20 protein-coding genes are annotated in these 19,637 nt (G+C 63.1%); all 20 read left to right on the top strand.

Going from position 1 to position 19,637, the window contains the following annotated elements; all coding sequences use genetic code 11:
• Window positions 1–102 precede the first annotated feature (102 nt).
• Window positions 103–1,314 carry a precorrin-6y C5,15-methyltransferase (decarboxylating) subunit CbiE gene (cbiE, locus tag CAF73_RS18515; protein WP_085703443.1) on the top strand — a complete coding sequence of 404 codons (1,212 nt, stop codon included), beginning with the start codon at window positions 103–105 and terminating at the stop codon, window positions 1,312–1,314.
• Window positions 1,307–2,404: a cobalt-precorrin-5B (C(1))-methyltransferase gene (locus CAF73_RS18510; RefSeq protein WP_085703442.1), complete on the top strand. Its 1,098-nt coding sequence runs from the start codon at window positions 1,307–1,309 to the stop codon at window positions 2,402–2,404. The genes cbiE and CAF73_RS18510 overlap by 8 nt, the downstream gene beginning before the upstream one ends.
• Window positions 2,401–3,129 carry a cobalt-precorrin-6A reductase gene (locus CAF73_RS18505; protein WP_085703441.1) on the top strand — a complete coding sequence of 243 codons (729 nt, stop codon included), beginning with the start codon at window positions 2,401–2,403 and terminating at the stop codon, window positions 3,127–3,129. Before CAF73_RS18510 ends, CAF73_RS18505 begins: the two co-directional genes overlap by 4 nt.
• A 257-nt stretch (window positions 3,130–3,386) precedes the next feature.
• Window positions 3,387–3,677, top strand: coding sequence for an addiction module antidote protein (locus CAF73_RS18500; protein ID WP_085700999.1), 291 nt, complete (start codon window positions 3,387–3,389; stop codon window positions 3,675–3,677).
• 97 nt (window positions 3,678–3,774) lie between these two features.
• Window positions 3,775–4,176, top strand: coding sequence for a DUF2946 domain-containing protein (locus CAF73_RS18495; RefSeq protein ID WP_085701000.1), 402 nt, complete (start codon window positions 3,775–3,777; stop codon window positions 4,174–4,176).
• 48 nt (window positions 4,177–4,224) lie between these two features.
• Window positions 4,225–4,704, top strand: coding sequence for a copper chaperone PCu(A)C (locus CAF73_RS18490; protein WP_085703440.1), 480 nt, complete (start codon window positions 4,225–4,227; stop codon window positions 4,702–4,704).
• 21 nt (window positions 4,705–4,725) lie between these two features.
• Complete coding sequence (locus CAF73_RS18485; protein WP_085703439.1) at window positions 4,726–5,172, top strand: DUF2946 domain-containing protein; 447 nt, start codon at window positions 4,726–4,728, stop codon at window positions 5,170–5,172.
• Between the two features lie 84 nt (window positions 5,173–5,256).
• Window positions 5,257–7,377, top strand: a complete 2,121-nt coding sequence (locus CAF73_RS18480; protein WP_085703438.1) for a TonB-dependent copper receptor — start codon at window positions 5,257–5,259, stop codon at window positions 7,375–7,377.
• A 147-nt stretch (window positions 7,378–7,524) separates the two neighbouring features.
• The gene (locus CAF73_RS18475) at window positions 7,525–8,904 is read left to right on the top strand and encodes a PepSY domain-containing protein (protein ID WP_085703437.1); all 1,380 of its coding nucleotides are present in this window, start codon (window positions 7,525–7,527) and stop codon (window positions 8,902–8,904) included.
• Between the two features lie 191 nt (window positions 8,905–9,095).
• Entirely contained in the window at window positions 9,096–9,884 is a 789-nt protein-coding gene (locus CAF73_RS18470) for an ABC transporter ATP-binding protein (protein WP_085701005.1), read from the top strand.
• Window positions 9,881–10,828 (top strand): ABC transporter substrate-binding protein, encoded by a 948-nt coding sequence (locus CAF73_RS18465; protein WP_085703436.1) that lies wholly within the window; start codon window positions 9,881–9,883, stop codon window positions 10,826–10,828. The genes CAF73_RS18470 and CAF73_RS18465 overlap by 4 nt, the downstream gene beginning before the upstream one ends.
• Entirely contained in the window at window positions 10,825–11,835 is a 1,011-nt protein-coding gene (locus CAF73_RS18460) for an iron ABC transporter permease (RefSeq protein ID WP_085703435.1), read from the top strand. Before CAF73_RS18465 ends, CAF73_RS18460 begins: the two co-directional genes overlap by 4 nt.
• 205 nt (window positions 11,836–12,040) lie before the next feature.
• Window positions 12,041–13,306 carry an urea ABC transporter substrate-binding protein gene (urtA, locus tag CAF73_RS18455; RefSeq protein ID WP_085703434.1) on the top strand — a complete coding sequence of 422 codons (1,266 nt, stop codon included), beginning with the start codon at window positions 12,041–12,043 and terminating at the stop codon, window positions 13,304–13,306.
• Window positions 13,307–13,465: 159 nt separating this feature from the next.
• Window positions 13,466–14,968: an urea ABC transporter permease subunit UrtB gene (gene urtB / locus CAF73_RS18450; RefSeq protein ID WP_085703433.1), complete on the top strand. Its 1,503-nt coding sequence runs from the start codon at window positions 13,466–13,468 to the stop codon at window positions 14,966–14,968.
• Window positions 14,968–16,047 (top strand): urea ABC transporter permease subunit UrtC, encoded by a 1,080-nt coding sequence (gene urtC, locus CAF73_RS18445; RefSeq protein WP_085701010.1) that lies wholly within the window; start codon window positions 14,968–14,970, stop codon window positions 16,045–16,047. Before urtB ends, urtC begins: the two co-directional genes overlap by 1 nt.
• Window positions 16,044–16,913 carry an urea ABC transporter ATP-binding protein UrtD gene (gene urtD / locus CAF73_RS18440; protein ID WP_085685022.1) on the top strand — a complete coding sequence of 290 codons (870 nt, stop codon included), beginning with the start codon at window positions 16,044–16,046 and terminating at the stop codon, window positions 16,911–16,913. Before urtC ends, urtD begins: the two co-directional genes overlap by 4 nt.
• A gap of 138 nt (window positions 16,914–17,051) precedes the next feature.
• Window positions 17,052–17,750, top strand: coding sequence for an urea ABC transporter ATP-binding subunit UrtE (gene urtE, locus CAF73_RS18435; RefSeq protein WP_085703432.1), 699 nt, complete (start codon window positions 17,052–17,054; stop codon window positions 17,748–17,750).
• A 43-nt stretch (window positions 17,751–17,793) separates the two neighbouring features.
• The gene (locus CAF73_RS18430) at window positions 17,794–18,633 is read left to right on the top strand and encodes an urease accessory protein UreD (protein ID WP_085703431.1); all 840 of its coding nucleotides are present in this window, start codon (window positions 17,794–17,796) and stop codon (window positions 18,631–18,633) included.
• 156 nt (window positions 18,634–18,789) lie between these two features.
• Window positions 18,790–19,092, top strand: a complete 303-nt coding sequence (gene ureA, locus CAF73_RS18425) for an urease subunit gamma (protein WP_039766748.1) — start codon at window positions 18,790–18,792, stop codon at window positions 19,090–19,092.
• Between the two features lie 9 nt (window positions 19,093–19,101).
• Window positions 19,102–19,635: a GNAT family N-acetyltransferase gene (locus CAF73_RS18420; protein ID WP_085703430.1), complete on the top strand. Its 534-nt coding sequence runs from the start codon at window positions 19,102–19,104 to the stop codon at window positions 19,633–19,635.
• Window positions 19,636–19,637: the final 2 nt, after the last annotated feature.

The raw sequence follows: 19,637 nt of genomic DNA, 5'->3' as shown, positions 1-19,637 counted from the left end.
TTCGCGGACGAAGGCGCGGTATTATGCCTGCTTTGTCCGACGGCATGAAAAGTCTGCCCGTCGGAACGGCGCGTTTGCGGACACTTTTTTGAGGGGCTACAGATGTCACCCTGGCTGACAGTAGTAGGAATCGGTGAAGACGGCTTCAAGGGCCTGGGCAAGAATGCCCGGCGCGCCCTGATGGGCGCTTCGCGGATCATCGGCGGTCAGCGTCAGCTGGATCTGTTGCCGGTGTGCATCCGTGGCGAGCGCCAGTTGTGGCCGACCCCGTTTTCCCTGGCCCCGGTGCTTGAGCGCCGTGGCGAAGCGGTGTGCGTGCTGGCCAGCGGAGATCCGATGTTCTACGGCGTTGGCGCGAGTCTGGCGCGGCAGGTGCCGGGGGCCGAGATGCTGGTTCTGCCGGCGCCGTCGTCCTGCTCGCTGGCAGCAGCCCGACTGGGCTGGCCGTTGCAGGACGTCAGCGTGCTGTCGCTGGTGGCTCGCCCGCTGGCGGCCCTCAATAGTCAGTTGTCCAGCGGCGCGCGCCTGTTGCTGCTGAGCAATGACGGCCAGAGCCCGGCGGCCGTTGCGGCATTGCTGCGCGAACGTGGATTCGGCGCCAGTCGCCTTAGTGTTCTGGAACATCTGGGCGGCAACGCCGAACGCCGGATCGACGGCACCGCCAACGACTGGAACGATCCGCGCGTTGCCGACCTCAACGTGATCGCCATCGAATGCCTGGCCGATCCGCAGACACCGCGCCTGTCCCGCCTGGCCGGCCTGCCGGACTCGGCCTTCCAGCATGACGGCCAACTGACCAAACGCGACGTGCGCGCAATCACCCTCGCTCGCCTCGCCCCGACACCGGGCGATTTGCTGTGGGACGTCGGCGCCGGTAGCGGCTCGATCGGTATCGAGTGGATGCGCGCTCACCCGAGTTGCCGTGCGCTGGCCATCGAGGCCGATGACGGTCGCCAGCAGCTGATCGAACACAACCGCGATGCGCTGGGGGTTCCCGGCCTGCAACTGATACGGGGCAGCGCGCCGCAAGCCCTCGCAGGACTGGAGCGTCCGGACGCGATTTTCATTGGCGGCGGCGTCACCCGCGACGGCGTGCTCGACACCTGCTGGGAACAATTGAAGCCCGGTGGCCGACTGGTCGCCAACGCCGTGACCCTGCAAAGCGAAATGACTTTGATGAACTGGCGCGAACGCCATGGCGGTGAGTTGACCCGCATCCACATTGCCCAGGCGCAGCCGCTGGGCGAGTTCGACACCTGGCGCCAGGCGTTGCCGATCACCCTGCTCGATCTGGTCAAGCCCTTCGATGCGTGACGAAACCGCCGAACAACCCGCGCCCCTGCGCAGCGGCCTGACCACCGGCAGCTGCGCCACGGCTACCAGCCTCGCCGCGGCTCGCCTGCTGCTCGGCGGCCCATCGGCCGACGCCGTGCAGATCGTGTTGCCCAAAGGCAAGCAGGTGCAGATGCGCCTTGAGTTCTGCCGGCTGACCGAGAACGGCGCTGAGGCCGGAACCCTCAAGGATGCCGGTGACGACCCGGACGTGACGCACGGCGCCCTGCTTTACTCCCGCGTGCAACTGACAGCCGAGCCGGGAATCCGCTTCATTGCCGGTAAAGGCGTCGGCACCGTGACTCGCCCGGGGCTGGTGCTGGCCGTCGGCGAACCGGCGATCAACCCGGTACCGCGCAAGATGATCAGCGATCACCTGACCCTGCTCGCCGAAGAAACCGGCTATCGCGGCGGCTTCGAGGTAACGGTCAACGTCGAGGGCGGCGAAGCCCTGGCGCTGAAAACCATGAACCCGCGCCTGGGCATTCTCGGTGGCCTGTCGATCCTCGGCACCAGCGGCATCGTCCGGCCGTTTTCCTGCGCGGCCTACATCGCCTCGATTCATCAAGGCATCGACGTCGCGAAAACCAACGGCTACCTGCACATCGCCGCCTGCACCGGCAACGCCAGCGAAGACACCATGCGCCGGGTTTACGACCTGCCGGAAATCGCCCTGATCGAAATGGGCGACTTCGTCGGCGCCGTGCTCAAGCATCTGCGCAAAGTGCCTGTGGATAAACTCAGCCTGTGCGGCGGTTTCGGCAAGATCAGCAAACTGGCGGCCGGGCATATGGACCTGCACTCGCGTCATTCGAGCATCGACCTGCCGCAACTGGCCGAGTGGGCGGCGGCGATTGGCGCTGACGATGCGTTGCAGCAAGCCATTCGCGGGGCGAACACCAGCCAGCAGGCGTTGGCCATGGCCAGTGCGGCGGGTGTTGCGCTGGGTGATGAGGTCTGCCGCCATGCTCTTGAATTTGCCCGCAGCGTGGTGCCGGCGCAGGTTCAGGTCGAAGTGTTTGCGATCGATCGTCAGGGCGGCATCGTCGGCCATGCGGGGGCTTTTGTATGAAACGGATTCTGTTGCTGGGCGGCGTGACTGAAGCGTTGGCCATCGCGCGCACTTTGGGGCCGGAACACATTTACAGCCTGGCCGGGGTGGGCCGGGTGCCGACCGATCTGACGTGTCAGGTGCGCGTCGGCGGCTACGGCGCAGCGGAAGGTCTGGCGCAGTTCATTCGCGACGAAGGCATCACGCTTTTGCTCGACGCCACCCATCCGTACGCCGCGCAAATCAGCCACAACGCCGCCACCGCTGCGCAACTCACCGGCATTCCCTGCTGGGCCCTGCGCCGCCCGGCGTGGCAACCACAGCCGGGCGATGACTGGCGCGAAGTTGCCGACTGGGCGCAACTGATCACCGCTCTCGCGCCGTTCCATCGCCCGCTGTTCACCCTTGGCCGCGAACCGCTGCAACACCTCGACGAAATCCCTGCGCACCAGTTCTGGACTCTTCGCGCCCTCGACGTCTACCCCGGCAACGAACGCTGCGAAGTCATCGGCGCCCGTGGACCGTTTCTGCTGGAGGATGAACGGGCGCTGTTCGAACGCCGGCAGATCGACGTGCTGATCAGCAAGAACAGCGGCAGCACCGCGACCGAGCCGAAACTGGACGTGGCGCGGGAGCTCGGGGTGCCGGTGATGGTGTTGAAGCGGCCGGAGTTGGCGGGGGTTGATCGGGAATTTGCGACGGTGGATGAAGCCATCAGCGCACTCACCATCAACTTACAGCCCTGAGCCTTTTGCGCTCTTGAGTACGCCTTCGCGGGCAAGCCCGCTCCCACAGTGGTTAACGCCGATCACAAAACTGATGTCCAACGCTAATCCTGTAGGAGCGGGCTTGCCCGCGATGGCGCCGGCTCTCACAGCGAAAAACTTGAGTCCTACCAGTCAATCGGACGCTACGCACAACAACTTAAAGCCCGACTGACTACCTGCAGCAGTCTCCCGAGCATACGTTTTGCAATATCAACCTGCCTCGGGACGCGATTCCAATGTTCGAAAAATTCACTCGCTTCGACGCTGCAGAGTTTCTTAAAACGCCGGAGGAAATGGCGGCTTACCTGGACGCCTGTTTTGACGAAGATGCTGGCGATGGCGTTCTTATCCGTGCAGCGCTTAATGACATTGCCCGTGCCCAAGGCATGACCCAGGTTGCACGAGATGCAGGCTTGGGTCGCGAAAGCCTTTATAAAGCGCTGAGCAGCACTGGAAATCCGGAATTCGCGACTATCATGAAAGTCATGAAGGCACTGGGTTTGCGGTTGCATGCCGTAGCAGGCTGAATCCTCTGCGACACCAAACCGCACGACGCTTTTTTACTTATCGGCCCTGATCAGGCTAAATAGCCGCGCCTGATCGCCCACCCTACGGATCTGTCCCATGAACCGACACCGGCTCGCATTTGCCTGGATCGCCTGCTTCGCAGTGCTGTTCAACATGCTTGCCATGCCGTTGACGGGAGCGATGGCACAGGCGGCGCAGACGCCGGCCGAGCAGTTGCTGTGGAGCAGTTTCTGCACCGGCAGCGGGACGAAGATGGTGGCGATCGACATCGGTAGCCTTGATCAGAAAGCGCCGCAGAGCGGTGACAGTCATTCGACCATGCAGCATTGCTGGTGCTGTTCCGGATCGGCGCCGGTGGTGGCGTTGCCGGGGCATTCGCCGCAACTGTATTTCGCCCAATACGAAAGCAATCGCAGCGTGGCGCCCGCCTTGCTGCAAACTCCGACACCGCGCCAGCAATGGCCGAGCCTCAATCCCCGCGCGTCCCCTCTGGTTTGATTTGTTCCCGCATTTGACCTGCGTTTCAAATCGTTCTGGAGAACTGTCATGTTGAACAAATTCATCGTCATCGCTGCGCTGTTGCTGCCGGCGTGCTTCGCCCATGCCCACGAATACAAGGCCGGCGAGCTGGAAATCGCCCACCCGTGGTCGCAGGAACTGCCGCCGAACGCGCCGACCGTTGCCGCGTATTTCATCATTCACAACGCCGGCAAGACGGCTGACCGCCTGCTCAGCGTCGACTCGCCGATCGCCCCGACGGCCGAACTGCACGAGCACGTGATGCAGGGCGATCTGATGAAGATGCAACAGGTGCCGAACGTGGCCATCCCGGCCGGCGGAAACGTGACCTTCGCGCCGATGGCCTATCACGTGATGCTGATGAATCCGACCGACCGCAGCCTGCTGACTGACGGCAAGCGCTTCCCGCTGACGATGCACTTCGAGAAGGCCGGTGACGTGACCGTCGAAGTTGCCGTGCAGAAGAAGCCGCCGGAAGCCACACAAGCCCACGCGCACGCCCAGTAACCGTTCCGGCAGACTCCGCCCATGCGCCCCCTGAGCGCCAGGCCCTCCCGGCAACGCCGTCAGACTGAACACCTGACACGCGGCAGCTGGATCGCCCTGTTCGCCATGTTGATGATCTTCATCGGCCCGCTGATTTCCCAGTCGATGCCGATGGATCAGCACGCCTCGACCTCCATGCCGATGAGCATGGACATGTCGATGGACATGCCGGGGATGGATCATTCCGGGCACGGTGCACAGCCCACCGCCGAACACTGTCCGCCACAATCCTCGCACCACGTGCTGTGGGAAAAATGCGGCTATTGCAGCCTGCTGTTCAATTGCCCGGCGCTGACTGGCGGCGGCAGCTTCGCCACTTTCAGCATTCCTCTCGTCAACACCTTCACCCCACCCTCCCCGCGTCTGGGCCATGCCCGGCAGACCTTCTTCCCCGGCGCCCGCACCCGCGCCCCGCCCGTCGCAGCGTAAACACCTGACTCTGATTGCACACGGTTGAGAAGACAGCTTCAGGCTGCCGGCCGTGTCGTTTACGACTGTTTGATGGAAATTGTCATGTCCAGGTTTTCTGCTGTCCCACGCTTGGGTTCTGCCCCGGCGTCCTTTGCCCTGAACGAGTCCCGTGTTCGTTTCAGGCACGCTGGCGCCGTCCTTTGCAGCGTCCTGCTGTCCCCGCTGGTCCATGCCGACGAACACGCCGGCCACGCTGACGAATTGAGCCCGACGGTGATCACCGCCATCGCCCCGAGCTCGCCGCTGACCATCGTCACCAACCCGAAAGACCCGCGCCAACCGGTGCCCGCCAGCGATGGCGGCGACTATCTAAAGACGATTCCCGGCTTCGCCCTGGTCCGCAACGGCGGTACCAACGGTGATCCGGTATTGCGCGGCATGTTCGGTTCGCGCCTGAACATTCTCACCAACGGCAGCATGATGCTCGGTGCCTGCCCCGGCCGGATGGACGCGCCGACCTCGTACATTTCGCCCGAGACCTACGACAAGCTCACGGTGATCAAAGGCCCGCAAACCGTGCTCTACGGACCGGGCGCCTCGGCCGGCACGATCCTCTTCGACCGCGAGCCGGAAAGCTTCGGCGAACTCGGCACCCGCGTGAACGCCAGCGTACTGGCCGGCTCTCACGGACGCTTCGACAAAGTCGTCGATGCGGCAGCCGGCGGCTCGCTGGGCTACGTGCGGGTGATCGGCAACACCGCGCACTCCGACGATTACCGCGACGGCAACAACGACATCGTTGCCTCGCGCTATGACAAGTGGAACGGCGATGTAGCGGTGGGCTGGACCCCGGACGCCGACACCCTGATCGAACTGACCGCCGGCAAGGGCGACGGCGAAGCACGCTACGCCGGACGCGGCATGGACGGCTCGCAATTCCTGCGTGAAAGCCTCGGTCTGCGCGTCGAGAAATCCAACATCACCGACGTGCTGGAGAAGCTCGAAGCTCAGGTCTATTACAACTACGCCGACCACGTGATGGACAACTACACCCTGCGCACGCCGTCCGGCACCGGGATGATGGCAGGGCCCATGGCGTCCAACGTCGACCGCCGCACCCTCGGCGCGCGGATCAAGGCCACCTGGCGCTGGGCCGATATCCAGCTGATTACCGGCCTCGACGCGCAGACTAACGAACACCGTCAGCGCAGCGGCATGGGTATCGATACCTACAAGGATCAGCCGTTCACCAAGGACGCCGACTTCCACAACTACGGGGTGTTCAGCGAAATGACCTGGTACGCCGCCGACCGCGACCGGCTGATCACCGGCGCCCGGGTCGACCGCGCCTCGGCCAGGGATTTCCGGCAGACCACCGGCTCAGGAATGATGTCCCGCCCGAACCCGACCGCCGGCGATACCCGTGCCGACACCTTGCCGAGCGGCTTCATCCGTTACGAGCATGACCTCGCCGACAGCCCGACCACGCTCTACGCCGGCCTCGGCCACGCGCAACGTTTTCCGGATTACTGGGAGCTGTTTTCGCCCAAGTCCGGCCCGGCCGGCTCGGTCAATACGTTCGATGCGATCAAACCGGAAAAGACCACTCAGCTCGACTTCGGCGTGAACTACAAGAGTGCCGACCTCGAAGCCTGGGCCTCGGGCTACATCGGCCAGGTGCGCGACTACATCCTGTTCGACTACACCCCGGGGATGATGGGCATGAGCACTTCCCGCGCCGAGAACATCGACGCGCGGATCATGGGCGGTGAACTCGGTGCCGCTTACAAGCTCACCGACAACTGGAAAGTCGATGCGACCCTGGCCTACGCCTGGGGCAAGAACAGCAGCGACGGCAAGGCCCTGCCGCAGATGCCGCCGCTGGATGCCCGTTTCGGCCTCACCTACAGCGAAGATAACTGGAGCGCCGGCGCACTGTGGAGGGTGGTTGCCGCGCAAAACCGGATCGACCGGAACAAGGGCAACGTGGTCGGCAAGGATTACGACAAGAGTTCGGGCTTCGGCGTGTTCTCGCTCAACGGTGCCTACCGGATCAACAAAAACTGGAAGGTCAGTACCGGCGTCGACAACCTGTTCGGCAAGGCTTACGCCGAACACCTGAACCTGGCGGGCAACGCCGGGTTCGGCTACCCGGCCAACGACCCGCAAGCCATCAACGAGCCGGGGCGCACGCTCTGGACCAAGGTGGACATGAGTTTCTAACCCTTCCCCCTGTGGGAGCGAGCTTGCTCGCGAAGGCGGTGTATCAGGCGGCATTTATGTTGGATGTGCCGCCCCCTTCGCGAGCAAGCTTGCTCCCACAAGGGTTGCAGAACAACTAGAAGATCCAAGCCAAGCGGAGCACTCGTGATGAAACAGCCCAAACCGAATTTCTACAACCTGGCCTGGCGTTGGCATTTTTATGCCGGATTGTTCGTCGCGCCATTCATGGTGATGCTGGCCCTGACCGGCATCATTTACCTGTTCAAGCCGCAGCTCGATTCGCTGATGTACAGCAGCCTGCTGAACGTCCCGGCCGGTCATCACACCGTGCCGGCCGATGACCTGCTGCAAAAGGTCAAAAGCGCTTATCCACAAGGCCAGGTCACCCAGTACCTGCCGCCGGTGAACGCCGAGCGCAGTGCGCAATTCGTGGTGAAGAATGCCGGCCATGAGCTGAACGTGTTCGTCGATCCGTACCACGGCGACATCCTCGGCGAGCAGGATGCCAGGCAGAACCTGCAAGCCATCGCCCGGGCGATTCACGGCGAACTGATGATCGGCACCGTCGGTGACCGACTGATCGAAATGGCCGCCGGCTGGGGCGTGGTGCTGGTGGTGACCGGGGTTTTCCTGTGGTGGCCGCGCGGTCAGGCCGCGGGGATTCTGTGGCCGCGCCTGAGCAGTCGCGGCCGCGTACTGTGGCGTGACCTGCACGCGGTCACCGGATTCTGGGGCGCGGCATTGCTGCTGGTGATGCTGCTCAGCGGCATGACCTGGACCGGCTTCTGGGGCAAGCAGTACGCCCAGGTGTGGAACGTGTTCCCGGCGGCGATGTGGGACAACGTGCCGACCTCCGACGTCGAGGCCGGCAGCCTCAACAACGCCGCCCGCCAGACTGTGCCCTGGGCGATGGAAAACACTCCGATGCCGATGTCGGGCGACCACGCCGAACACATGGCCCACGGCGGCATGCAACACGGCCCCGCCGCACCGACCATCCGCCTGCAGGACGTGCAGAACATCGCCGTTGAGCGCAAGGTCGAGCCGGGCTACAGCATTACCCTGCCGACCACCGCCACCGGCGTGTTCACCATCGCCGTGTTCGCCGACGACCCACGCAACGACGCGACCCTGCACATCGATCAGTACACCGGCAAGGTCCTCGCCGATGTGCGCTTCGAACAGTACGGCGCTGTTGCCCGCGCTACCGAGATCGGCGTGATGCTCCATGAAGGCAAAATGTTCGGCACCTTCAACCAGCTCATCGTGCTGCTGATCTGCCTGATGATCCTGCTCAGTGCCGTCAGCGGCGTGGTGATCTGGTGGAAGCGCCGGCCACAGGGCAAGTTCGGCGTGCCGCCGCTGCGCCACGATCTGCCGAAGTGGAAAACCGGGGTGGCGATCATGCTGGTGCTGGCGGTGGTGTTTCCGCTGGTGGGCGCTTCGCTGGTGGTGGTGTGGGTGCTGGATCGACTGCTGCTGTCGCGTCTGGGCCGACAAGCTGAATCTGCCTCAACTTCATCATGAGACTGGCGAGATGCAGGTTTCAGACAAGTCCTTAAACTGCCGGACCTGATATTCGGCCGATTTAAGTGTTACTGTATAACCAAATTTCAGCTCATTGCCCGCCGTCCACGCTGCGGGCTTTCTTTTGCGCTGACCGACTGCGGGCGATGGAACGGCCGGATTCACTTCATGGACTTCAAGCTGAACAACACATGACCTCACTGTCCCTCACCGATCTCGCCTGGTCACCCTTGGGCCACGATCACTGCCATCACCAGTTCCAGCTGCGTGACGCCTCGTTGCACGTGGCCGCCGGTGAGTTTGTCGGGCTGATCGGGCCCAATGGCAGCGGCAAGACCAGCCTGTTGCGCTGCGCCTATCGCTTCAGTCAGCCGGAACGCGGTGAGGTCAGACTCGATCACCACAACGTCTGGAAGCAATCTTCACGCTGGTGCGCGCAACGCATCGCCGTGGTTCTGCAGGAATTCCCGGATGCCTTCGGCCTGACCGTCGAAGAAGTGGTTGCCATGGGCCGCACGCCGCACAAAGGCCTGTTCGACGGCGACACGCTGGAAGACCGCCAGGTCGCCACCCAGGCCCTCAAATCGGTGGGCCTCGATGGCTTCGAAGATCACGCCTTCGCCACGCTGTCCGGCGGCGAAAAACAACGGGTGATCCTGGCCCGCGCCCTGACCCAGCAACCGCAACTGCTGATCCTCGACGAGCCGACCAACCACCTCGACCCGCGCTATCAGCTGGAGCTTCTGCAACTGGTCAAGCGTTTGCAGATCGGCACGTTGGCGAGCATTCACGACCTGAACCTGGCCGCCGCATTCTGCGACCGGTTGTATGTGATCAACCACGGTCGCATCGTCGCCAGCGGCACGCCGCAACAAGTCCTGACCGTCGACCTGCTGCGCGACGTGTTCGGCGTCGAAGCATTGATCGATCCTCACCCCCTCCACGGCTACCCGCGAATCACCTGGATAACCCGACCATGACTGTGCGCTCCCTGCTTTGCCTCGTTCTGTTGCTGGGCACCACCCACGCCTTCGCCGAGGCCACCCGGTACCCGCTGACGATCCACAGCTGCAACCGCGAAGTGACCTTCAAGGAAGCGCCCAGACACGCGGTCAGCCACGACATCAATATGACCCAGATGATGCTCGCCCTCGGCCTCAAGTCGAAAATGGCCGGCTACAGCGGCGTGAGTGGCTGGAAGTCGGTGACACCGCAAATGCAGTCGCTGCTCGACGGGTTGCCGGAACTGGCAGCCAAGTACCCGTCGGTGGAAACCCTGCTCAACGCCAACGTCGATTTTTTCTTCGCCGGCTGGGATTACGGCATGCGCTTGGGTGGCGATCTCACGCCGCAGACCTTGCAACCGCTGGGCATCAACGTCTATGAGCTGACCGAATCCTGCGCCTTCGTGATGAAGCGACCGGCCGCCACGCTGGACGACACCTACAACGACCTGCGCAACCTCGGCAAAATCTTCGACGTGCAGGATCGCGCCAACGCGCTGATCGCTGACATGCAAAGTCAGGTTGCGGACATCCGCAAAGACCTGCCCGCCGAGAAACCCCGAGTATTCCTGTACGACAGTGGCGAAGACCGCGCCATGACCTCCGGCCGCCTCGGCATGCCGCAAGCGCTGATCGACGCCGCTGGCGGGCGCAACGTTCTCGATGACGTCGAAGCGAGCTGGACCCGGGTCAACTGGGAAACCGTGGTCGAGCGCAATCCGCAGGTGATCGTGATCGTCGACTACAGCGAAATCACCGCCGAGCAGAAGATTGAATTCCTGCTCAAGAACAAGGCGCTGCAATCGGTGGACGCGATCAAGAACCAGCGCTTCATCGTCATCCCTTACGTGCAGGCCACGCCGGGGATCGACAACGTGCTGGCGCTTGAAACCCTGGCCAAAGGGTTCCACGGCGAATGATCAATCGTGGTTACGGCTGGCTGCTGATTGCCCTCGGCGCGGTGCTGCTGGTGTCGTGCGTGGTGTCGCTGGGCTTCGGCCCGGCGCGGGTGCCGGTGGACGTGGTGTGGCGGATTCTGCTGCACAAGCTGTTCGGCCTCGGCGCGCCGGACTGGAGCGCTGGCCAGGAACACATCGTCTGGCTGATCCGCGTGCCGCGCATGCTGCTCGGTGCATTGGTCGGCGCCGGACTGGCGTTGATCGGCGCGGTGCTGCAAGCGGTGACGCGCAATCCGCTGGCCGATCCTCATCTGCTCGGCGTCACTTCCGGTGCCACGCTCGGTGCAGTGATCGTGATGCTGCACGTCGGTGAAATCGTCGGCCTGCTGACTTTGCCGATCGCCGCGTTCATTGGCGCATTGTTGAGCATGTTTCTGGTGCTGGGCATCGCCAGCCGGCAGGGTCGGCTGGACAGTGATCGTCTGCTGCTATGCGGCGTGGCGGTGTCGTTCGTGATGATGGCGATCGCCAATCTGCTGCTGTTCATGGGCGATCACCGGGCCAGTTCGGCAGTGATGTTCTGGATGCTCGGCGGCCTCGGTCTGGCACGCTGGGAATTGTTGGCCGTGCCGGCGCTGAGCGTGTTGCTCGGCCTGATTCTGCTGATCGGCATGGCCCGTCCGCTGAACGCCTTGATGGCCGGCGAACAGACCGCCGTCACCCTCGGCCTGAATGCCCGCGCGGTGCGTCTGCGGGTGTTCGTGATCGCTTCGCTGATGACCGGGGTGCTGGTATCGATCAGCGGCTCCATCGGTTTTGTCGGGCTGATGGTGCCGCACATTGCCCGGCGCCTGATCGGTGCCGAGCATCGGCGTCTGCTGCCGGTGTGCGTGTTGCTCGGCAGCGTTTTCCTCGTCTGGGTGGACGTCGCCGCACGCACACTGATTGCCCCGGAAGACCTGCCCATCGGCGTTGCCACCGCAGCCCTCGGCGGCCTGTTTTTCATCGGCCTGATGCGCCGCCGCTGAATGCTCCGGGTGCGCCCCAATCTGGCGCACCTCGTTGCACCTTTGCATGCAACACGTCCCCTCATGGTGCGCCGCCTTCGCGCGCGACCGCTCTAAACCGACATTTCCCTGCCCAAACCCGACCGGGCACAGCCCTTGCAAAACCCCCTTCAGTCGTTCGCATCTGCCAACCATAAAAAACTTTAACGTTCATGGAGATCGCACAATGAAGCGTCGCAGTTTGATCAAGGCTTTCACACTCACGGCATCCATTGCCGCGATGGGCATGACCTGGACCGTACAGGCCGCCGAGACCATCAAGGTCGGGATTCTGCATTCGTTGTCCGGCACCATGGCGATCTCCGAAACGTCGCTCAAGGACATGGCGTTGATGACCATCGACGAGATCAACGCCAAGGGCGGGGTGAACGGCAAGATGCTGGAGCCGGTGGTGGTCGACCCGGCGTCGAACTGGCCGCTGTTCGCGGAAAAGGGTCGGCAGTTGCTGACCCAGGACAAGGTCGCGGTGGTGTTCGGTTGCTGGACTTCGGTGTCGCGCAAATCGGTGCTGCCGGTGTTCGAAGAACTCAACGGCCTGCTGTTCTATCCGGTGCAATACGAAGGTGAAGAGATGTCGCCGAACGTGTTCTACACCGGCGCCGCGCCAAACCAGCAAGCGATCCCGGCGGTTGAATACCTGATGAGCGAAGAAGGCGGCAGCGCCAAGCGTTTCTTCCTGCTCGGCACCGACTACGTGTACCCGCGCACCACCAACAAGATCCTGCGTTCGTTCCTGCACTCCAAAGGTGTCGCTGATAAGGACATCGAAGAGGTCTACACCCCGTTCGGCCACAGCGACTATCAAACCATCGTCGCCAACATCAAAAAATTCTCGGCCGGCGGCAAGACCGCTGTGATCTCCACCGTCAACGGCGACTCCAACGTGCCGTTCTACAAAGAGCTGGCCAACCAGGGCCTGAAAGCCACCGACGTACCGGTGGTGGCGTTCTCGGTGGGCGAAGAAGAACTGCGCGGCATCGACACCAAGCCGCTGGTGGGCAACCTCGCGGCGTGGAACTACTTCGAGTCGGTGGAGAACCCGGTGAACAAGAAGTTCGTCGATGACTGGAAAGCCTACGCGAAGAAACACAACCTGCCGGGCGCCGACAAAGCGGTGACCAACGACCCGATGGAAGCCACTTACGTCGGCATCCACATGTGGGCGCAGGCGGCCGAGAAAGCCAAATCCACTGACGTCGACAAGGTCCGCGAAGCCCTCGGCGGCCAGACCTTCGCCGCACCGTCCGGCTACACCCTGACCATGGACAAGACCAATCACCATTTGCACAAACCGGTGATGATCGGCGAGATCCAGAGCGACGGTCAGTTCAACGTCGTGTGGCAGACCGAAGGGCCGATTCGTGCGCAGCCGTGGAGCCCGTTCATTCCGGGTAACGACAAGAAGCCGGATTATGCGGTGAAGAGCAACTGAGTTAACCCGCTCAACCTGATCGTTCCCACGTCGAGGCGTCGAACCGTCTGCGTGGGAATGCCTCAATGGACGCTCTGCGTCCGCTTTTGGGACGCGGAGCGTCCCGGACTGCATTCCCACGCTGAGCGTGGGAACGATCACTACGCAAGGCCATTTCATATGCCCACTGCCCTTTACCGCTTGATCCTGGCCCTGGCGCTTTTGCTGCCGATGGCCGCCCATGCCGGGGACGCCGAAGACTTCGTCGCCGCCAACCCGATGCAACAGGCCAAACTGCTGGAAGCCTGGGCCGCGCAGCCCGATACGGCCCGTGTCGAACTGATCAACGCCCTGCAACAAGGCGAGCTGACCGTCGACGGCCAACCCAAGACCGTGCACCTGAACAACCGCCTGCGGGGTCTGATCGACACCGCACTGGCCAGCCACCAATTGCTCGCCGCCGACGCCAAAATCCGTCTGAGCGCCGCGCAGCAATTGCAGAAAAGCGCCAAACCGGCGCAGCTGAAATTCCTCGACCGGCAACTGGCTGGAGAACAAGACGAAAGCGTCCACGCCGCCCTGAGCCTGGCGCTGGCCAACCTGCAACTGGTCGACACCGACCCGGCGGTGCGCCTCGCGGCCGTGCGCCTGCTCGGTGAAACCGGCGACCCGCTGGCCCGCACCCGCCTCGAAGGCTTGCTCGAACCCGGTGTCGAAACCGATGCCAATGTGCGCACCGCCGCCGAAACCAGCCTCGCCCAGGTCAAGCGCAAACTGCTGGTCGGGGAACTGCTCGGCCAAGCCTTCAGCGGCATGTCCCTCGGTTCGATTCTGCTGCTCGCGGCACTCGGTCTGGCGATCACATTCGGTCTGCTCGGCGTGATCAACATGGCCCACGGCGAGATGCTGATGCTCGGCGCCTACTCGACCTATGTCGTGCAGTTGATGTTCCAGCGCTACGCCCCGCAGGCCATCGAGTTCTATCCACTGATTGCGCTGCCCGTGGCGTTCTTCGTCACCGCCGCCATCGGCATGGCACTGGAGCGCACGGTGATCCGTCACCTCTACGGTCGCCCGCTGGAAACCCTGCTCGCGACCTGGGGCATCAGCCTCATGCTGATCCAGCTTGTCCGGTTGCTGTTCGGTGCGCAAAACGTTGAAGTGGCTAACCCGGCATGGCTGTCCGGCGGGATTCAGGTGCTGCCGAATCTGGTGCTGCCGTACAACCGCATCGTGATCATCGCCTTCGCATTGTTCGTAGTGGTGCTGACCTGGCTGCTGCTGAACAAGACCCGCCTCGGTCTGAACGTGCGCGCCGTCACCCAGAATCGCAACATGGCCGCCTGCTGCGGTGTGCCCACCGGGCGTGTCGACATGCTCGCCTTCGGCCTCGGCTCGGGCATTGCCGGGCTCGGTGGCGTTGCCCTGAGCCAGATCGGCAACGTCGGCCCGGATCTGGGCCAGAGCTACATCATCGACTCGTTCCTGGTGGTGGTGCTCGGCGGCGTCGGCCAACTGGCCGGCAGCGTGTTCGCCGCGTTCGGCCTGGGCATCGCCAACAAGATTCTCGAACCGCAGATCGGTGCGGTGCTCGGCAAGATCCTGATCCTCGCGCTGATCATTCTGTTCATCCAGAAACGTCCGCAAGGCCTCTTCGCACTGAAAGGACGGGTGATCGACTGATGAACCAGCCTCTACTAGTCACGGCCACACAAAAGGCCGGCCCGAAAGTCACGCTCGCCATCGGCGCGGTCGTTCTCGCATTGCTGATCGCCCTGCCGCTGCTGTCGCTGCTGCCGACGGACAGTGCGCTGCATGTCTCGGCTTACACCCTGACACTGGTCGGCAAGATTCTCTGCTACGCCATCGTCGCCCTGGCACTGGATCTGGTCTGGGGTTACGCAGGTCTGCTGTCGCTGGGCCACGGTCTGTTCTTCGCCCTCGGCGGTTATGCGATGGGCATGTACCTGATGCGTCAGGCTGCCGGTGATGGTCTGCCGGCGTTCATGACCTTTCTGTCGTGGACCGAATTGCCGTGGTACTGGAGCGGCACCGGCAACTTCCTCTGGGCAATGTGCCTGGTGGTGTTGGCACCGGGACTGCTGGCGCTGGTGTTCGGGTTTTTCGCCTTCCGCTCGCGGATCAAGGGCGTGTATTTCTCGATCATGACCCAGGCCCTGACCTTCGCCGGGATGCTGCTGTTTTTCCGCAACGAGACCGGCTTCGGCGGCAACAACGGCTTCACCAATTTCCGCACGATCCTCGGTTTCGGCATCACCGAACCCGGCACTCGCGCGGTGCTGTTTCTGGCAACGGTGTTGTTGCTGGTGGCGAGTCTGTTCATCGGCTGGCGCCTGGCCCGCAGCAAGTTCGGCCGGGTACTGACGGCGCTGCGCGATGCGGAAAACCGCCTGATGTTCTGTGGCTACGACCCGCGCGGCTTCAAGCTGTTCGTCTGGGTCTTGAGCGCGGTGTTGTGTGGTCTGGCCGGTGCGTTGTACGTGCCGCAGGTGGGGATCATCAACCCGAGCGAAATGTCGCCGACCAACTCGATCGAAGCCGCCGTGTGGGTGGCCCTGGGCGGGCGCGGCACGCTGATCGGCCCGCTGCTCGGCGCCGGCGTGGTCAACGGCATGAAGAGCTGGTTCACCGTGGCCTTCCCCGAATACTGGCTGTTCTTCCTCGGCGCGCTGTTCATCGTCGTGACGTTGTACCTGCCCAAAGGCGTGATCGGTCTGCTGAAGAAACGAGGTGAATCATGAGAGTCACGGCGAGCGCTGAATTCATGCTGGAACCGGCCTTTTTCCCGGTGGAGCCCAACAAGGACGAAGGCACCAGCCGCGACTCGATCGGCCTCGGGCAACGCGTCGGTCCGGGCCTCGACACCCGTCACGGCACGATCCTGACCCTGGAAGACATCAGCGTCAGCTTCGATGGCTTTCGGGCGTTGAACAATCTGAACCTGTACATCGGCGTCGGCGAATTGCGCTGCATCATCGGCCCCAACGGCGCGGGCAAGACCACCCTGATGGACGTCATCACCGGCAAGACCCGCCCGAGCCACGGCAAGGCGTGGTTCGGCGAAACCCTCGATCTGACGCAGATGAGCGAAGTGCAGATCGCCCAGGCCGGCATCGGTCGCAAGTTCCAGAAACCGACGGTGTTCGAAGCCTTGAGCGTATTCGAGAACCTGGAGCTGGCGCAGAAGACCGACAAGTCGGTGTGGGCCAGCCTGCGGGCGAAGTTGAGCGGCGAGCAGAAAGACCGGATCAGTGAAGTGCTCGACACCATTCGCCTGACCTCCTCGGTCAATCGTCCGGCGGGGCTGCTGTCCCACGGGCAGAAACAGTTTCTGGAGATCGGCATGTTGCTGATGCAGGACCCGCAACTGCTGCTGCTCGACGAACCGGTGGCGGGCATGACCGATGCCGAAACCGAGTTCACCGCCGAACTGTTCAAGTCGCTCGCGGGCAAGCATTCGCTGATGGTGGTGGAACACGACATGGGCTTCGTCGGCTCGATCGCCGACCACGTCACCGTGCTGCATCAGGGCAGCGTGCTGGCCGAAGGATCACTGGAACAGGTGCAGGACAACGAGCGCGTGATCGAAGTCTATCTCGGCCGCTGAAGAGGAAATCAGATCGTTCCCACGCTCTGCGTGGGAACGCCGCCATGGACGCTCCGCGTCCGCCGTTATGTGACGCGGAGCGTCACGAGATGCATTCCCACGCAGAGCGTGGGAACGATCACCGGGGAGAATTTGAACATGCTGCAAGTCGACAAGCTGCACCAGTACTACGGCGGTAGCCACATCCTGCGCGGCCTGAGCTTTGACGTGAAGGTCGGCGAAGTGACCTGCCTGCTCGGGCGCAACGGCGTGGGCAAGACCACGTTGCTCAAATGCCTGATGGGCCTGCTGCCGGCCAAGGAAGGCGCGGTGAACTGGGAAGGCCAACCGATCACCACGTACAAGCCGCATCAACGGGTGCACGCCGGTATCGCCTACGTGCCCCAGGGCCGGGAAATCTTCGGCCGGCTGACAGTGGAAGAGAACCTGCTGATGGGCCTGTCGCGCTTTCCCGGCAGCGAAGCCAAAGAGGTTCCCGCGTTCATCTACGAGCTGTTCCCGGTGCTGCTGCAAATGAAACAGCGGCGCGGTGGCGACCTGTCCGGCGGTCAGCAACAGCAGCTCGCGATCGGCCGCGCGCTGGCCAGCCGTCCACGGTTGCTGATCCTCGACGAGCCAACCGAGGGCATTCAGCCGTCGGTGATCAAGGAAATCGGCGCGGTGATCAAGAAGCTCGCGGCCCGTGGCGACATGGCGATTCTGCTGGTGGAGCAGTTCTACGATTTCGCCGCCGAACTGGCCGATCAGTACCTGGTGATGTCCCGGGGCGAGATCGTGCAGCAGGGCCGGGGCGAGAATATGGAAGCCGAAGGTGTAAGCGGGCTGGTGACTATTTGAGGTTACGGTCTAATCTGTAGCGTCCTAACGATAATCAGAAAACATGAACTTACCTGTTGCGACTGCCCTGTTTACCCCGAGCTGGCACGCCGAGCTGGAGCTGGCCTATGCCCGCTTCGGCGATTGCACGCGGCCAACCCGACGCCGGCACTTAGGCCCGTTGCGGGTGCAAAAGCATCTGTACGCCGAAGGGCCCGAGGTCTGCCAGCACATCGTCGTCCACCCGCCGGGCGGGATTGCCGGCGGTGACCGGCTCGACATCAGCGCCCGCGTCGAACAAGGCGCCTGGGCGCAGATCACCAGCCCCGGCGCGGCCAAGTGGTATCGCGCGGCAGGCCCCGCCTATCAGTCGCTGAAGCTGCATATTGCTGAAGGCGCGACACTGGAATGGCTGCCCCAGGAAACCATCGTCTACAGCGCCGCCCAGGCGGAACTTGCGACCTCGATCGATCTTGAAGGCAATGCGCGCCTGTTCTACTGGGACGTGATAGCGCTGGGTCGTCCGGCCAGTGGCGAGCGTTTCGATCTTGGGCATTTTCAGGCGCATCTGGATATTCGCCGCGATGGCCGACTGCTTTGGCACGAACGCCAGCGCATCGTCGGCGCCGACGGTTTGCTTGATTCGCCGATCGGGCTGGATGGCAATCCGGTGTTCGCGACGTTGCTGGTGACCGGCGAGATCGATGCCGAACGGCTGGAGCGCTGCCGCTCGCTGGGCCACGACGTGCGCGGGGATCTGACGCAGTTGCCCGGTCTTTTGGTCGCCCGTTGCCTGGCCAGCGAAGCGTTGCTGGCGCGGGCCTGGATGATCGAACTCTGGCGATTGCTACGTCCGGCACTGCTCGGCCGGGAAGCCCTGCCCCCCCGAATCTGGAATACCTGAAACATGCTTTTCTGTGGGAGCGAGCTTGCTCGCGAAAGCGTTGCATCAGTCACCTCAAATGCTGAGTGTGACGACGTCTTCGCGAGCAAGCTCGCTCCCACAGGGATCTGTGCCAACAGTCCCGACCTTTTCAATCTGCCCAAATGGATTTCTACGATGGACCTGACCCCACGCGAAAAAGACAAGCTGCTGATCTTCACCGCCGGCCTCGTTGCCGAGCGGCGACTGGCCCGTGGCGTGAAGCTCAACTACCCGGAAGCCATGGCCTATATCTCGGCGGCGCTGCTTGAAGGCGCCCGTGACGGCCAGACCGTGGCCGAACTGATGCATTACGGCACGACCCTGCTGACCCGCGATCAAGTGATGGAAGGCATCCCGGAAATGATCCCGGAGATTCAGGTCGAAGCGACGTTTCCCGACGGCACCAAACTGGTCACTGTCCACCAACCGATCGTCTGAGGCCGCGCCATGACTTACACCATCCGCGATGCACTGCACGCCGACCTGCCGGCGATCCGCGACATCTACAACGACGCCGTGCTCAACACCACGGCGATCTGGAATGAATCCGCCGTCGACCTCGGCAACCGTCAGGCATGGTTCAGCGCGCGTCAGGCCCAGGGTTATCCGATCCTGGTGATCGTCGACGCCGACAACGCCACCCTCGGCTACGCTTCGTTCGGTGACTGGCGGCCATTCGACGGTTTCCGCCACACGGTCGAGCACTCGGTCTACGTGCGCAGCGACCAGCGTGGCAACGGCCTCGGCCCGCAACTGATGACCGCGCTGATCGCACGCGCGAAAACCTGCGGCAAACACATCATGGTCGCCGCCATCGAGAGCGGCAACGCCGCGTCGATCCGCCTGCACGAACGCGCCGGTTTCATCACCACCGGGCAGATGCCGCAAGTCGGCACCAAGTTCGGCCGCTGGCTCGACCTGACCTTCATGCAACTGACCCTCAATCCTGGCGCGGAGCCACCGCCCGCCAACAAGGAGTGATA

The organism is Pseudomonas sp. B15(2017), from assembly GCF_002113215.1.
Lineage (GTDB): Bacteria > Pseudomonadota > Gammaproteobacteria > Pseudomonadales > Pseudomonadaceae > Aquipseudomonas.
This window is presented reverse-complemented; position numbering and strand designations above follow the sequence as displayed.